The 13,610-nt window shown below is 30.3% G+C and carries 20 protein-coding genes; 1 reads left to right on the top strand and 19 read right to left on the bottom strand.

The features are described 5' to 3' along the window. Nucleotides 1-58: 58 nt before the first annotated feature. The 13 genes from xpf to B6F84_RS07615 form a co-directional block, all read right to left on the bottom strand. Complete coding sequence (gene xpf, locus B6F84_RS07675) at nucleotides 59-751, bottom strand: 3'-flap repair endonuclease Xpf (RefSeq protein ID WP_187152777.1); 693 nt, start codon at nucleotides 749-751, stop codon at nucleotides 59-61. 27 nt (nucleotides 752-778) lie between these two features. After that, nucleotides 779-1,165: a prefoldin subunit beta gene (locus B6F84_RS07670; protein ID WP_148691697.1), complete on the bottom strand. Its 387-nt coding sequence runs from the start codon at nucleotides 1,163-1,165 to the stop codon at nucleotides 779-781. Further along, the gene (locus B6F84_RS07665; RefSeq protein WP_236748921.1) at nucleotides 1,165-1,389 is read right to left on the bottom strand and encodes a hypothetical protein; all 225 of its coding nucleotides are present in this window, start codon (nucleotides 1,387-1,389) and stop codon (nucleotides 1,165-1,167) included. Before B6F84_RS07665 ends, B6F84_RS07670 begins: the two co-directional genes overlap by 1 nt. A gap of 473 nt (nucleotides 1,390-1,862) precedes the next feature. After that, complete coding sequence (locus B6F84_RS07660; protein ID WP_148691696.1) at nucleotides 1,863-2,081, bottom strand: 50S ribosomal protein L37ae; 219 nt, start codon at nucleotides 2,079-2,081, stop codon at nucleotides 1,863-1,865. Nucleotides 2,082-2,097: 16 nt separating this feature from the next. After that, a complete protein-coding gene (gene rrp42, locus B6F84_RS07655; protein WP_148691695.1) occupies nucleotides 2,098-2,928 on the bottom strand; it encodes an exosome complex protein Rrp42 in 831 nt (276 codons plus the stop codon). Beyond that, on the bottom strand, nucleotides 2,928-3,662 hold the full coding sequence (gene rrp41, locus B6F84_RS07650; protein ID WP_148691694.1) for an exosome complex exonuclease Rrp41: 735 nt from the start codon (nucleotides 3,660-3,662) through the stop codon (nucleotides 2,928-2,930). Before rrp41 ends, rrp42 begins: the two co-directional genes overlap by 1 nt. Further along, nucleotides 3,640-4,380, bottom strand: coding sequence for an exosome complex RNA-binding protein Rrp4 (gene rrp4, locus B6F84_RS07645; protein ID WP_148691693.1), 741 nt, complete (start codon nucleotides 4,378-4,380; stop codon nucleotides 3,640-3,642). Before rrp4 ends, rrp41 begins: the two co-directional genes overlap by 23 nt. A gap of 5 nt (nucleotides 4,381-4,385) precedes the next feature. Then, complete coding sequence (locus tag B6F84_RS07640) at nucleotides 4,386-5,084, bottom strand: ribosome assembly factor SBDS (protein ID WP_148691692.1); 699 nt, start codon at nucleotides 5,082-5,084, stop codon at nucleotides 4,386-4,388. 9 nt (nucleotides 5,085-5,093) lie between these two features. After that, nucleotides 5,094-5,822, bottom strand: a complete 729-nt coding sequence (psmA, locus tag B6F84_RS07635) for an archaeal proteasome endopeptidase complex subunit alpha (RefSeq protein WP_148691691.1) — start codon at nucleotides 5,820-5,822, stop codon at nucleotides 5,094-5,096. Between the two features lie 96 nt (nucleotides 5,823-5,918). Next, nucleotides 5,919-6,353: an Rpp14/Pop5 family protein gene (locus B6F84_RS07630; RefSeq protein ID WP_148691690.1), complete on the bottom strand. Its 435-nt coding sequence runs from the start codon at nucleotides 6,351-6,353 to the stop codon at nucleotides 5,919-5,921. After that, a complete protein-coding gene (locus B6F84_RS07625; protein ID WP_148691689.1) occupies nucleotides 6,334-6,891 on the bottom strand; it encodes an RNase P p30-like protein in 558 nt (185 codons plus the stop codon). The genes B6F84_RS07630 and B6F84_RS07625 overlap by 20 nt, the downstream gene beginning before the upstream one ends. After that, complete coding sequence (locus B6F84_RS07620) at nucleotides 6,866-7,306, bottom strand: RNA-binding domain-containing protein (RefSeq protein WP_148691688.1); 441 nt, start codon at nucleotides 7,304-7,306, stop codon at nucleotides 6,866-6,868. The genes B6F84_RS07625 and B6F84_RS07620 overlap by 26 nt, the downstream gene beginning before the upstream one ends. 3 nt (nucleotides 7,307-7,309) lie before the next feature. Continuing rightward, nucleotides 7,310-7,957: a 50S ribosomal protein L15e gene (locus B6F84_RS07615; protein WP_148691687.1), complete on the bottom strand. Its 648-nt coding sequence runs from the start codon at nucleotides 7,955-7,957 to the stop codon at nucleotides 7,310-7,312. 69 nt (nucleotides 7,958-8,026) lie between these two features. Here B6F84_RS07615 and B6F84_RS07610 point away from each other — a divergent pair, with 69 nt between their 5' ends. Then, nucleotides 8,027-9,229 carry a redox-regulated ATPase YchF gene (locus B6F84_RS07610; RefSeq protein ID WP_148691686.1) on the top strand — a complete coding sequence of 401 codons (1,203 nt, stop codon included), beginning with the start codon at nucleotides 8,027-8,029 and terminating at the stop codon, nucleotides 9,227-9,229. Here the strand turns inward: B6F84_RS07610 and spn are convergent. The 6 genes from spn to B6F84_RS07580 are packed head-to-tail and all read right to left on the bottom strand — an operon-like array spanning nucleotide 9,219 to nucleotide 13,582. Further along, nucleotides 9,219-10,442, bottom strand: coding sequence for a bifunctional sugar-1-phosphate nucleotidylyltransferase/acetyltransferase (gene spn, locus B6F84_RS07605; RefSeq protein ID WP_148691685.1), 1,224 nt, complete (start codon nucleotides 10,440-10,442; stop codon nucleotides 9,219-9,221). The two genes, B6F84_RS07610 and spn, sit on opposite strands and share 11 nt — an antisense overlap. Next, nucleotides 10,414-11,052 (bottom strand): 30S ribosomal protein S3ae, encoded by a 639-nt coding sequence (locus tag B6F84_RS07600; protein WP_148691684.1) that lies wholly within the window; start codon nucleotides 11,050-11,052, stop codon nucleotides 10,414-10,416. Before B6F84_RS07600 ends, spn begins: the two co-directional genes overlap by 29 nt. 32 nt (nucleotides 11,053-11,084) lie before the next feature. Further along, entirely contained in the window at nucleotides 11,085-11,777 is a 693-nt protein-coding gene (gene trmJ / locus B6F84_RS07595; RefSeq protein WP_148691683.1) for a tRNA (cytidine-2'-O-)-methyltransferase TrmJ, read from the bottom strand. Continuing rightward, complete coding sequence (locus tag B6F84_RS07590; protein ID WP_148691682.1) at nucleotides 11,749-12,354, bottom strand: HemK2/MTQ2 family protein methyltransferase; 606 nt, start codon at nucleotides 12,352-12,354, stop codon at nucleotides 11,749-11,751. The genes trmJ and B6F84_RS07590 overlap by 29 nt, the downstream gene beginning before the upstream one ends. Beyond that, on the bottom strand, nucleotides 12,306-12,959 hold the full coding sequence (locus tag B6F84_RS07585) for a 16S ribosomal RNA methyltransferase A (RefSeq protein WP_148691681.1): 654 nt from the start codon (nucleotides 12,957-12,959) through the stop codon (nucleotides 12,306-12,308). Before B6F84_RS07585 ends, B6F84_RS07590 begins: the two co-directional genes overlap by 49 nt. Then, nucleotides 12,956-13,582 carry a DUF655 domain-containing protein gene (locus B6F84_RS07580; protein ID WP_148692868.1) on the bottom strand — a complete coding sequence of 209 codons (627 nt, stop codon included), beginning with the start codon at nucleotides 13,580-13,582 and terminating at the stop codon, nucleotides 12,956-12,958. Before B6F84_RS07580 ends, B6F84_RS07585 begins: the two co-directional genes overlap by 4 nt. Nucleotides 13,583-13,610: the final 28 nt, after the last annotated feature.

Here is a 13,610-nt window from a genome sequence, read left to right as displayed (position 1 = left end):
GCTTAATTACTACTTTTTATAAGTAATATTAAAATGTGTCTACTATTTATTACGTGACCTATAGGAAGTCAAGTAGTGATTTTTTCTCGTTATTATCAGCAGAAGAAATATATGGAGTATTTAGTATTTTATAAATCTCTTCAGCTTTTTTCCTACTTCCTAAAGCTCTTTCTAAATCTGAAATTGATGCATTACATATGTTCCTTACTGTAGAAAATTTTTCAAGAAGTTTCTTAGCATTAGTTTCACCAATATTAGGAAGAGATTCTATAAAGTATAGTTGCATATCCTTAATGTTCTCAAATTTTGGCTTATCATGAAGAGTTATTCTATTCTTCTTTATTGAATTTGATTGATATTTTTCCGAAAGTTTAAAAATTACATATGCAGAATCGCTCTTATTTAAGGAATATATAACTTTTATATCATATTCAGCTATTGCTGTAATTAAAGCAGAATTTATTGCCTTCCATTTTTCTGTAATTTCACGAATTCTTTCTAAATTTCCCTCTATAAGCAAAATAGGCATTTTATATGATGATTTTAGCCTAGTTATTTGATCAAAAAATCTTTTATCAAAAATAGAATGAACTAAATCAGAAACACTCTTTCTTTCAATTGCAATATCTTCACCTATTACATAGTCTCCTACACTTAGTTGTTGAATGATAACAGTTGCACCGAATTCTTTTAAGAGATCTGGTATACCACTATTTTTTTCTCTATCATCGACATAGATTCTTGCCATTATCATATTTTAAATAATATAAAAAATACTTTAAGCTTTTGGAGGAACAGAAGATTGTCCTGATTGAGGATAATACCTTTGCACTAATTCATTAACTTTTTTCTGTAGTTCCTCGAACTGATTCCTTAATAATGTCTCTTGTTTTTGATAAGTCCTTGATCGTAATTCCAGAATTTCTTTTCTATCATTTAACTCTTTTTCTATCGTAGACTTATCTTTCTTCACAAGCACGTTTCCTACTATTTTATAAATGGCTGTATCTGCTGACAATGTAGACAGTTCTTCTAAAACTTTATTCACTTCTCTTAACTCGTTATCTATAACGCTTTTTTCATACGCTAATCTGTCTAATTGTGCTTGTAATTGTTGTAGCTTTACTATTTGGGTTTGAAGTTCTGGAGGTATTTTTTCTGCCATTATTTTTCCACCTCTTCTAATGTTCTTAGAATTGTGTAGATCCAAAATATATAAGAGTTCATTATAGCTCTTCCTCTACTAATACTCTCTGCATTAATCTTTATTTTTAATGGATACTCTATAGTTACATAGTTTTTATCAATTTTCTCCATAAGTATTGACTTGCTCAGCAATGGTATAATATTATTATCTACATTATCTAGGCTGATTGATATTGAAATCATTTATCCTTAATATAGGACCAACATACTTTTGAAATTTATCTATAAAAGATACTTCACAATAATCATCTTTCTTAATAACGTTAATAAAAGAGTTACATCGTGTTAAAGATATAAGATTTAAATCTAAGAATAATTGAATTATATTCTTGCACTCTACTTTACCTAAGCAAAACTTACTAATAATCTTCTTTCGCTTTATTTTAAAATCTGATAAAGTAGATACGCCCTTTAAATCTAGTGAATATTTTAAAAAATCAAGTTGTGCATCGTAGACTAATATCTTATTAGGATTGCCTTTAAGCGAATCTACAATAATCAAGTACTTGCACATCATAGACTTGCTAATCTTGAATAATTCATCATTGCTTAGCTTGCCTCTATTAATTTTTATAGAATTAGGTATAATTAATTCCAAATCGTTCAAAAAATTTCGCAATCTAGATGAGGATTCCCTACTACTAGTTATTAAAATATCAATATGGTGTATATGCAAATCCAGCCCATTTATTTCCGCATTTTTTACAGTACCATATTCCTGATGCTAATCTTTCAACACTGCCTACAGTCTTACACGATGGACATTGATAATCTTGATATCTTTTTTCCATAACTTCTTTCCATGTCTTTCTTAACGTAGCTCCATATCGTGCTCCATATCTACCTGCTATTCCAACAACTTTGTATTTAGCCATTTCTAGCAAACCTCAATTATTGTATATTTAATTGCTTTTTAAGTTCTTCTAATATTTTTTGACTTGATGCCCTGGCTAGATTCTCGACCTGATCAATTTCATCAAATGTAAATGAACCAGTACCAGACTTTTGCATACCTACTATTCTTCCATCAGGAGTATATGAAAATGAAATCTTGGCGTCCATTATACCTTCTTCATCTAGATCTGGATCTACAACAAAATGATTGCCTATTTTCGCTACTGAGACTGTAACTACTGGATAGTTCATAGGAAGTTTATCTCCTTTCTCTTCTCTAATTATTTTTATTTCATCATTTTCTTTTACCACTTTAGGAAATCTTGCATTATAAAGTGCTGCTATAGCAGCGATTGTAGAAGCGTCTAGTATGTTTCCACCATAGTCTAAAACATATATATCAACCCATACAGTCCATACTTTTTTTCCTGGCTCTATAACTAATTTAGTTAAATCTATTGACTTAGAATCTCTTAAGCTTCTATCTACAACTCTTGATAATTCTATAGAATTCTCATCTGGAGGGCCCGGTTCAAATGTTTCATATGCCAATGGTAATAATTCGACATTAACTACTAGATTTCCTTGATTTGGAGTATCTTCAAATGGCTCTTCCGCTTCTATTTTTACTCCAGCTAAGACACCAGTATCTCCAAGCTTTACTAATGCAGAACCATCTGCCTTTTTAGCATAATCTAAAATTATAGATAACTGCCTATACTCGTTAAGTTTTCTTCCATTTAGCCTAATTCCACGATCTAATGATGCTAAAATACTTTCCTTCTTTATCAAAGGTATTATATTTTCGTTAGATGGGGTAATTGACATTATGCCTCCTCCTTAAATTCTGCATATTTATTTTTAATTGTCTCTTTTTCTAAATTATATATATAATCTATTCCTTTTTTAGCTAATTCCATTCCTTTTCTGAATTCTTCTGGTGTCATATTTCCATTTAGTTGTATTAGATTTATCTGACCTAATGACGGGAGCATTGCTACTGGCATATCAGCTTCTCCCCACATATCTTCTGGTTCATTTAAATCTAAGACTACAATACCATCTGCTTTACCTACTGCAACTGCAGCTATCAAATCTTTTACCGGAATACCTGCATCTACTACTGCCAAAGATGCAGCCATTAATGATGCTAGTCTTGTACCAGCATCAGCTTGAATAACCTCCATAAATACGTCAATTAATGTTCTAGGAAATTGCTCAACTAATATAGTACCTTCTAAAGCTTCTCTTATTACTTTAGATAATTCTATCTCTCTTCTGCTAGGGGCTGGATTTTTCCTTTCATCAGTAGAAAATGGAGTCATATGATATCTAACTCTTAAAACTGCTCTATTAGGTAATGCAAGGTGTCTTGGATGCATTTCTTTTGGACCATATACTGCTGCTATTATCTTTGTATTACCTACTTCTACTAATGATGAGCCGTCTGCGTTTTTTAAAATACCAATCTCCATTTTCATAGGTCTTAATTCGTCTGGCTTTCTACCATCTAGTCTTAATCCATTATCTAAAATTAATTTAGGCTTTTGAATTTGTAGCATTTAATTCACCTTTTTTCTCATTTATTAAATTTTTAATCCTATCAGTTAAACCTTTAATGTGAGATTCACGTTCTATTGTTCTTATGGAAAAAAATAAAATATCTTCCATATCTTTTGATGGACAGTTAGCCCATATCCTTCCATTTTGACTTACTATAATTTCACATCCGGTTTCTGTTGTTAAAACTTCTAACATACTCCTTCCTTTTCCTATAACACGAGGTACTTTAACTGGCATTATGTCTATTATATTCCCTCCATTTAATCTTCCTAATCCTTTTCCTTTTACTGACAAAGTAGGACTAGTAGTTCTATCAAAGTTCTCTACTTTAGCCATAACATAATCTCCTACATCTATGTATTTTCGTAAGTCCTCTCCGGGATTAGCTGGCCTTCCCAATAATGTAGAAGCTGGTAAATAAGCAGAATAAGGAGCTTTTATATCGACTGTCCATCCATATAATTCTATATCTTCTACAAGACCTATAACAGTATCACCTATCTTAGGAAAATATTTAGATCCTTCCAACGGTATTACTTCAAATACGTTACCTTTAGGTTCAAATATGCCTATAACTGATGAAAAATACTTATTATTTTGCTTATATATATATGGTGACCATGCTATTTGAAAATTTCCTTCAGCTAATATATCTCCTGGAGTTACTATTGCTCTTGACTGGTAATACATTTTTGAGTTATTTGAGTTATTGCTCATTGCTATCACTTTACTTGATTAACTTTAACTTCTACTTCTCCTTTGGTAATTGAATTTAACTTATCTATAACTTCTTCTTGAGCTCCTGCTGGAATTTCTATCTCAGCTATTAAAGATCCATCTGATAGCCAATTACTTTTCTTTACATTACCTAAATTATGCAACTGAGATTTAACCTTAGAACTGTATTTCTGTGGAACTTTTATTTCTAGAATAGCTCTAGCAATCTTTATAGGCATAATTCTAGCAAGCCCATGTATAGCCTCCATAGCCTGGCTTTCTATATCTTTATTAAGATCTACCTGGAATTTAGTCTGTTCAAGTGCTGCTTCAATTCTAGTAGGTGGTATAGGTAAACCGGATTTAGGATCTATCGCATTCCTATGAATAAAATCAATTAACTGCTTTCTTTTAGATTCAATCATCTCTTTTCTTTGCTCCGCGGTAACAGGTAATTCTCCCTTTAACAAAATTTCTTTTGCGACTGTTTCAAAATCAGTAGTTCCAAATACTTTCTTTAGCGAAGCAGGTGAAGCTTTCAGTCCTTTTTTTACATCTTTATAAATAGTATCTGATATTACTGTATCAGAAAGAGATATTGACTTTCCAGATCTAAATAATAAAGCCTCTTTTGGCTTAACTAGAATTTCAAATCTCTCTCCATGACTTTCATATTTCACTACTACATAATCCTTGTTCACCATTAATTTTTTTCACCCCAATTTTTGTAGATATTGAGCTTTTTCTTCAGTAGTAAGCTTCCTAAATAATCCAGCATCTGATGAAGCATAACCTATCTCTATATTGCTTGGTCCTAATTTTTCTCCTGGCTTTAATGTAGACTTTAATGCGTTAAGAGCTAGTAATATAGTAGATTCAATATCAATATCTTCTTTATAATTCTTTTCTAGATACTCCGTTGCTGCATAACCTCCTTGCCCAATAGCAACTGCTTGATATGGCATAAATTGTCCACTAGGTTCTGTCATAAACAATTTTGTAACTCCTTTATCTACTCCTCCTATAATCAATGCTACTCCAAATGGCCTTAAGCCACCATATTGAGTATATTTCTGCTTTACATCTGAAATTAATTTTGTTAGATATTCAATACTTATGGGCTCATCATAAATTAATCTATGTTGTAATGCTGAGTCTCTTGCATAATCTATTAGTACTCTGCCATCAGATGCTAATCCTGCAAAACTACAACCTACATGATCATCTAACATGAACACTTTCTCTATATTGTCTAGGTCTAACAATTGAGATGCTTTCTTTTTTTCACCTAATACTACTACTGCTGATTTTGTTTTTACACCTAAAGTAGTCCATCCTTTCTTTACTGCTTCAAACGCATAATCTACTTGATATAACGACCCATCTGGAGAAAATATCGTTATTGCTCTATCATATCCCATTGCGGCTGGTCCGAAAGCCAATTTTGATCACAGATTATAAATAGCCTACTTATTAATAAAAGTGTTACATCTATCAGATCGTCGCAGGCACATCATAATACAGATCTATAAATTTCATCATCTTATACCAAGTAGTTTTTTTGCCCTTTTTAAACTACCTGTTGTCCTCTTTGGAACTATTAATATTTCTGATCCATCTATACTCTTTACAAAAGGTAATGAAGCTAATACTGATTTATATCCTACTCTATTAGTAGATATTATACCTTGTTTTTTATCGTCTAAATAAAGTATTACTTTAGGATTAGCTATTTCAAGCCACATTCTACCCATAAATTCTTTTATAGAATTCCTAATTTCTTCCTCAAGTTTATTTCTATTTACACTTATATTAGATTCAGTTACTAAATAGAAAATTATATATCTTTTTGATCTTATATCCTGTTTATTTTTTATAATTTTAACCTTAGTTATATTACTTCGTTTAAAAACTAGAAAAGTTAAGATAATAAGCCAAATTATTAGGATTAAATCAATTATTGCTTGAAGCATTACTCATCAACACCAATGGTGACATTAATATCCAATAAGTAGCTAATTCTTCATCTGCACCATGACATACGAGAAAATTTATTTTAGATAATGGACTCCAAATTTCATTAAATTTAGAAGCACATGATGAAAAAAGAATATTATTAATCCACTTATATCCCCAAATTATCACTTTACTTATAACATATGATGAGGAGAAAGGAAGCCACACATCAACTATTTTATTATTAGTCCTTATCATATTTAAGATTGATTTTTTTCTAAATATATTTATATTCGAAGAATCTAAAACTATAGCAGATATTTTTTCCCTTTTAATACATTCCCTTAAAACTTCTGCATTGTTTGTTTTACAAAAGATAATATATTTAGTAGATTTTATTTGATTAATCTTATGTAACAGCTCAGCCTTACTATTAGCGTAAATGGTCAGTCTTCTTATTTTTCCGCCATTTCCTTCTTGAATAAAATCATGATAACCTAATAAATATACATACTTTGATAATCTATCATCACGTATGCAAGTTTCTATTAACAAGATCGTTCAACTCTTTTTTAACAATTTTTGTACCACCAACAGAACTAATAATAATTTTTATTATATCGTCACTATCTCTAAGCGATAGCTTTTGTTCTGATAAAAATTTTTGCTTATCAATTCTCATGTGTATTTTACTTTTTTCAAGTCTATCGTCAATAGTAGAAATAAAATATAACAAGTCTGCTCTATCTAAATTCGACAATATATAAGAAAATAATTTTTCCGCTATCTTACCTTTTATTTCATACTTAATTAGAACTATCTTATCCCCATAATGACCATCAACCGAATTTTTTGAAACAGTAATATAATCCATGAAATCCTTAAAAAATAGGTTTATAGCATTTATTATCTTATCATAATCCTCTGTTTCATAACAGAAAACTAAAATAGAAATACTACTAACTTTCATTTTTTACTTGCCAGGTATCTTATAATTCTGCAACCTATAATACTTATTAGCCTCATGTCTCTTCTTTTGTTCTCTTTCTTTTTGCTTCTTTACAATCTTATGATATACAGTATATTTAAGACCTCTACTCTTATGTAATCCTCTAACTTTACGTCCTGCAGATGTTAATCCTCTAAATACTCTTCCCCTATTAGATGGATCCTGCAACCATTTATAATCTGGATCATTTTTAATTACTGGATGGGAAGGATCTATAAGAATTACTTCATAATACTTATATATTCCATCCTCACCAACATAATAACTTCCTAATACTTCTAAGTTAGGATATTTTCTATTAGCTTTCTCTTCTGCAATCCACTTATATCCCTTACCTGGACCATAACCATAGATACCCATTCTTTTTGGTCTTCTTCCAGAATTTGGTCTTATCTTATTCATTCCTCCTCTTCTTACTTTTACTCTAACTACAACAAAGCCCTGCTTAGCCTTATAGCCTAATTCTCTAGCCCTATCTAATCTTGTAGGTTTATCTATTCTCACTATTGTATTTTCATGTCTCCACTCTAGTATTCTTCTTTTTAGAATACTAGATTTCCATTCCTTGTTTTGCCATGTTTGTGAAATATAATCATACATTGACAAAGCCATTATTCTTCTATCAGCAAAGTAGAAGAACTAATTAATAAAGTGTACTGTTTAAACAATAGGGAATATATTATGATAACTATCGGACTCATAGGTAAAACTAACGTAGGTAAAAGTACATTTTTTTCTGCAGCTACACTCGTAGATGTAGAAATAGCAAATAGACCATTTGTAACTATTGAGCCTAATATTGGCATAGCCTATGTAAAATCTTTATGCGCACATGTAGATTTTCATGTAAAATGCAATCCAAAAAACTCTATTTGTATAGGAGATTATAGATTTATTCCGGTAAAACTCGTAGATGTAGCAGGACTTATTCCAGGTGCTCACGAAGGAAGAGGATTAGGAAATAAATTTTTAGACGACTTAAGAAAGGCGGATGTTCTTATTCACGTTATAGATGCCAGTGGATCAACCAATGAAGAAGGAGTTCAAGTATCACCTGGTAGTAGAAATCCAGAAGATGATATACAATTTATAGAAGATGAAATAAACGAATGGTTTATCTCGATAGTAGAAAAAGATTGGGAAAAATTTGCCAGAATTACAGATCTTAGTGGAAAGGATATTATAGAGTCATTATTGGGTAAACTTTCTGGTCTATCTATAAATAGAGAGCAAATAATACAAACATTAAAAGAAAGTAAACTAGAGAATCTGAAGCTAATGCAATGGACAAAAGAAGATATACGAAACTTTGGAATAAAACTTAGAGAAATTACAAAACCCATAGTAATTGCAGCAAATAAAGCCGATATAAGTATAAGTAAGAAAAATATAGAACATTTGAAAGAAAAATACAAATACGTAGTACCTACAAGTGCAGAAGCAGAATTAGCTTTACGAAAAGCTAGTAAAAATGGTCTCATTGAATATATACCGGGAGAGTCCAATTTCAAAATTGTAAAAGAATTGAACGAAAAACACTTGAAAGCGCTAGAGTACATAAAAAATAACGTTTTAGATATTTATGGCAATACTGGCGTTCAACAAGCTATAAATTCTGCAATATTCGATGCCTTAGGTATGATTGTAGTATATCCAGTTGAGGACGAGAAAAAACTAACAGATAAGAACGGAAATGTTTTACCAGATGCCTTTCTAATAAAGAAAGGATCAAATCCAAGAGATCTAGCATCAATAATTCACTCTGATTTAGCTAAAGGCTTCTTGTACGCTATAGATGTTAGAAAAAGAATGAGAATAGGAGAAGATTATAAATTACAAGATAGAGATGTCGTAAAAATAATTTCTACTTTAGCTAAGACTTAAAGAATTCTCCTTTTTGAACATCTCTATTGACAATAGCTCCAGGATAAATTCTAGCATAAGCACCTATTTTTATTCCCGGCAATATAGTTACATTTATTCCAGTTCTTACATGACCACCTATTATTGCACCAAATTTCTTTCTTTTTGTAGTTATTTTTTCACCCTTTATATTAACTTTTACTTCCTTCTCATCAAATCTAAGATTTGCTATTAGTGTTCCAGCTCCTAAATTCACATCTTCTGCCAATACGCTATCACCTACATAACTAAGATGTGGAACTTTAGTATTTTCCATTATCACAGATTCCTTTATCTCTACCGAAGCACCTATTCTATTATTCCCACATATTATAGAATAAGGTCTAATATAAGAATTTGGACCTATTAGAGAATTTGAACCTATATAAGCAGGACCTTCAATATAAGTCCCATGTAATATTTTTGCATTATTTTCTATTATTACTTTTCCTTTAATTACAACTCCATCTTCTACCTCTCCATTATTTTTAGATTTTTCAACATCTAAAATTTTTTTATTAGCATCAATTATTTCCCATGGTTTACCTATATCCATCCAAGTTTTATTATATTTAACTACTTCAATTTTATTTTCAGTAGCCATAAGATTTAAAGCATCAGGCAATTCATATTCTCCCCTTATAGATTTACCTATTTTATCGATATAATCAAAAATTTTTTGATCCAATTTGTATATACCGCCATTTATTAAATTTGACATAGGATTTTCTGGCTTTTCTACGATCTTATCTAAAAATTTTTGATCTCTAATATTTAATACACCATAATCCTTAGGATTATTAACTTCTACTCCTAAAATTGAGTTATATTCAGAATTTAGGATATTTTCTATCGCTTCCTTTTCTATTAATAAATCACCATATATCAACAAGAATGAATCGTTAATTTCACTCCTTAGAGGTAATAAAGCAGCAGCAGTACCGTATAATCTTGTATCTTGCATTACAATCTTTACATTTGAAAATTTATTCAACTTATAAATAAATTCGTTATATTCAACAGGAAGATCCTTAGATACAACTACAATAATATCCTTTATTGATAATTCCTCAAGAAAAGAAATAATACGCTCTATTACAGTAGAACCCAAAATAGGCATAAATGCCTTAGGTCTAGTTTGCGTTAAAGGATCTAATCTTTCGCCCTTACCTGCTGCTAGAATTACTGACTTCAACCGTGTTCTTTACCTCCACTGAAGGTATCGAAACTACCTTAGACTTCTCTACCTCAACTTTCCTTAATGGAGCTATCTTCTTTGCCTCGTTAAACATATCACTAGCTAGTTTGCCAAATATCATTTCTTGTATAAACTCATCAAATGTGTGCGATTCTGCTGATTTTCTTATCATATCATCCATTATTTTCCTTATGGCTGACCTTTGATCTCTATGTATTCTATATGTAGTTAAAGCTAAGCCTTTTACCCTAAGCACATATCCGTCTTTAGTATTAACCTCTACTATAGAATTAATTTTGGAACTCTTTCTTCTAACTAAGGATCTTACATAATCTCTAGATAGCTCATGACCATAAAATGTTGTAAACAATTTGTCTGACTCATTTCTATTTATTTTAAAATACAAGTGAACGTATACTAAGCTAAAATCTCCAGTTAAATCATATAATGTAGTTTCTATTTTCCTTCCAATAGTACTTGATGCATCAAATGCTGGCGTAGATCCTAAAGATACTTCTCCAAATAATTTAGGAGAAATTATATTATACCATTTTTTAAGCTTCCATTTATCTCTTATTGAGCTGGCAGATCTTGATTTACTAGACATATTATGATACATTTAAACAAGAGTATATAAGATCATTCTTTTTCATCATGCGTTATTTTATTATATAGCTTACGTAAAAAACTCACAATAATTTTAGCATCTTCATCGTCTTCTACACCTTTGAATAATGCTCTCTTCATAGCTAAATATAATGAATAATCTCCATTTGTCTTCTTAATCAAATTATATAGAATATTAGTATACTTATCTATAAGAAGTAATTCATTATAACTCACATATTTTTTCCTTATTTTACCCTTAGTTTTCCATATTTCATATAATACTATCCCTACAGCATGAGATAAATTAAGCACTGGATATTCTGGGTTTGCTGGAATATGCAAGAGAAAATCACATTTACTAATTTCTTCTCTTGTAAGCCCTACACTTTCCCTGCCAAAAATTAATCCTACTTTATCAGCTTTGCTAATAATATCATTAATCTCCCAAGATTTTATTGATTTTCTTAAAATATCTCCTTCATAATCTGCAATACTAGATGTAGCTATTTTTATACTTAATCCTTTTATTGCGTCATCAAAATTATTAACTATAATAGCATTATTCAATATATCATATCCTTTTGCGGAAAACTTCAATGACTCTTTTAAATCACATTTAGGATTAACAATGTATAGCTCATCTACACAAAAATTCTTACATAATCTAGCTATAAATCCTACATTATATTCTCCTTCAGGCTCTACTAAAATTACTCTGAGCATCAAGTTGAATAGCTATAATTCTTTCATAATCATAAACTTTCTCCACTTTCTTAGAAATTTTAATTTTATTCTTGTTAATAAAGTCTAAAAGTTTATCTTCATCAGATAAACTAGAATATACTGTATAAATCTTTTTTGCCTTTACTTGTTTCAAAAATCGAATTAAAACATCAACTCCAGACTTACCACCAGACCAACTATATGAAATCCATGAATTATATTCTTCATACGGCAAATAAGGAGGATTGAAAATTGCTACATCAAACACTGTTTCCCTTATACATGATAACATATTACAGTTAATTACATTAATATCATTTTCTACATTATTTAACTTTATACTACATAAAGTGGATTCAACAGCAAAAGGATTTATATCAATAGAAATAACCTTACCTCCTAAAGAGGCTGCACGTATACTTAAAATTCCGCTACCAGAACCTACTTCAACTACTTTTTGTCCCTTATTTACTTCCAGAATATCTAATATGAGTTCTGTATCTTCAGCAGGCTCATAAGTTTCGTCATTTATGCATAGCTTATACCCAGAGAATTCAATAGTTCTAAAACTTGACAAGGCTTATATTCCCTCACTCTTTTTTCTTCTCCAGATACTAGACCACATAACTTAGCTGCCGATTTTAACTTTTTATTCCTATAATTACTCACACATCTCAATGCATTATTTACAATTGGATTAAATCTCCTCTTTCTATTAAATATAGAGATAATAGAGAATACTTTAGGCTTAGGACTAAATGAGTAAGGAGGTATTATATCATACAAAATTATATCAAAATAAAAATTCAATATAAAAGATATAAATGTAGAATAAAATTTTATCTTATCAACAAAATCCTTTTGTAAAATAAGTACCAGTCTATTTATTTCGTTTATTTGAACTATTTCATTAAAAAAATCTTCAGTAATAGAATAAGGCAAAGATGAAACTATCTGACCTCTTAATATTGGCATTTTACGCCCATCAGCTATAACTAAGTTATAATCTTTCAATTCATCCTTAAACCTCTCGTCTATCTCAATGCAGACGTCTGGATGGATAAACCGCGAAATATTACCATGACCACAACCTACCTCAATTAACGGTCTTTCATTAGCAATATACGAAACAAATTTAGAAATAAAATATTTATCAACTAAAAAATTTTGTGATAATATCATGATTTTTGCCTTAATTTTTCCAAATAACCTATATAAATATATTGCTCTTGAGGCTTTCTATTATACTCAGTCTCTACAGGATATGCAAACAGATAGTACTTATCCTTCCTTGTTATTTCAATCATTATCCTCTCTAGTAATACATCTGGTATATTCTTTATCCCAGCCCTAGTTTCAATATCCTTAAAACTCTCAAATGGCTTCTTCTTTCTTTCGTCTAAAATAATTCGTAAAGTCTTCTTACCTATTCCAGGTAACAACTCAAGAGCATGCAATTTTAATGTTAAAGACTCAGATTTATTAAAAAATTCTACAAATGTTTGCTCCCTATCCATTATAGTCTTTTTCAACACTCTAACTAGAGTATCCTTAGCTACAGACGTTAAATCTTCATAAGAAATTGTAAAATCAATTCGAATAGATCTATTATTATCTAAATCAATCTTATCTTCAATTTGTAAATCTTCTCCATTCACACTTCCTTCCATTAAAATAAAATAATCATACCCAAGTAGTTGAGCGATAGGCCTATTCTTATGCGTCCTATGTTTATCTAGAGGATTACCTTCTTTCATATAATCTAGTACATAAACAAACCTTTCTCTAGGTCTCTTTCTTTGTATCATCATTTCACTATAATCAATTACACTA

Source organism: Acidianus manzaensis (genome assembly GCF_002116695.1).
Lineage (GTDB): Archaea > Thermoproteota > Thermoprotei_A > Sulfolobales > Sulfolobaceae > Acidianus > Acidianus manzaensis.
Note: the sequence above shows the minus strand (reverse complement) of the source record. Positions and strands in the feature narration are given on the sequence as shown.

Bases quoted from the DNA above. Each gene is read 5' to 3' on its own strand.
- B6F84_RS07610 (WP_148691686.1), top strand. From the start codon at position 8,027: ATGATAACTATCGGACTCATAGGTAAAACTAACGTAGGTAAAAGTACA.
- B6F84_RS07670 (WP_148691697.1), bottom strand. From the start codon at position 1,165: ATGGCAGAAAAAATACCTCCAGAACTTCAAACCCAAATAGTAAAGCTA.
- B6F84_RS07620 (WP_148691688.1), bottom strand. From the start codon at position 7,306: ATGAAAGTTAGTAGTATTTCTATTTTAGTTTTCTGTTATGAAACAGAG.
- trmJ (WP_148691683.1), bottom strand. From the start codon at position 11,777: ATGCTCAGAGTAATTTTAGTAGAGCCTGAAGGAGAATATAATGTAGGA.
- B6F84_RS07600 (WP_148691684.1), bottom strand. From the start codon at position 11,052: ATGTCTAGTAAATCAAGATCTGCCAGCTCAATAAGAGATAAATGGAAG.
- B6F84_RS07665 (WP_236748921.1), bottom strand. From the start codon at position 1,389: ATGATTTCAATATCAATCAGCCTAGATAATGTAGATAATAATATTATA.
- B6F84_RS07660 (WP_148691696.1), bottom strand. From the start codon at position 2,081: ATGGCTAAATACAAAGTTGTTGGAATAGCAGGTAGATATGGAGCACGA.
- B6F84_RS07640 (WP_148691692.1), bottom strand. From the start codon at position 5,084: ATGGTGAACAAGGATTATGTAGTAGTGAAATATGAAAGTCATGGAGAG.
- B6F84_RS07615 (WP_148691687.1), bottom strand. From the start codon at position 7,957: ATGGCTTTGTCAATGTATGATTATATTTCACAAACATGGCAAAACAAG.
- B6F84_RS07630 (WP_148691690.1), bottom strand. From the start codon at position 6,353: ATGCTTCAAGCAATAATTGATTTAATCCTAATAATTTGGCTTATTATC.
- rrp42 (WP_148691695.1), bottom strand. From the start codon at position 2,928: ATGTCAATTACCCCATCTAACGAAAATATAATACCTTTGATAAAGAAG.
- B6F84_RS07585 (WP_148691681.1), bottom strand. From the start codon at position 12,959: ATGATATTATCACAAAATTTTTTAGTTGATAAATATTTTATTTCTAAA.
- rrp4 (WP_148691693.1), bottom strand. From the start codon at position 4,380: ATGAGCAATAACTCAAATAACTCAAAAATGTATTACCAGTCAAGAGCA.
- rrp41 (WP_148691694.1), bottom strand. From the start codon at position 3,662: ATGCTACAAATTCAAAAGCCTAAATTAATTTTAGATAATGGATTAAGA.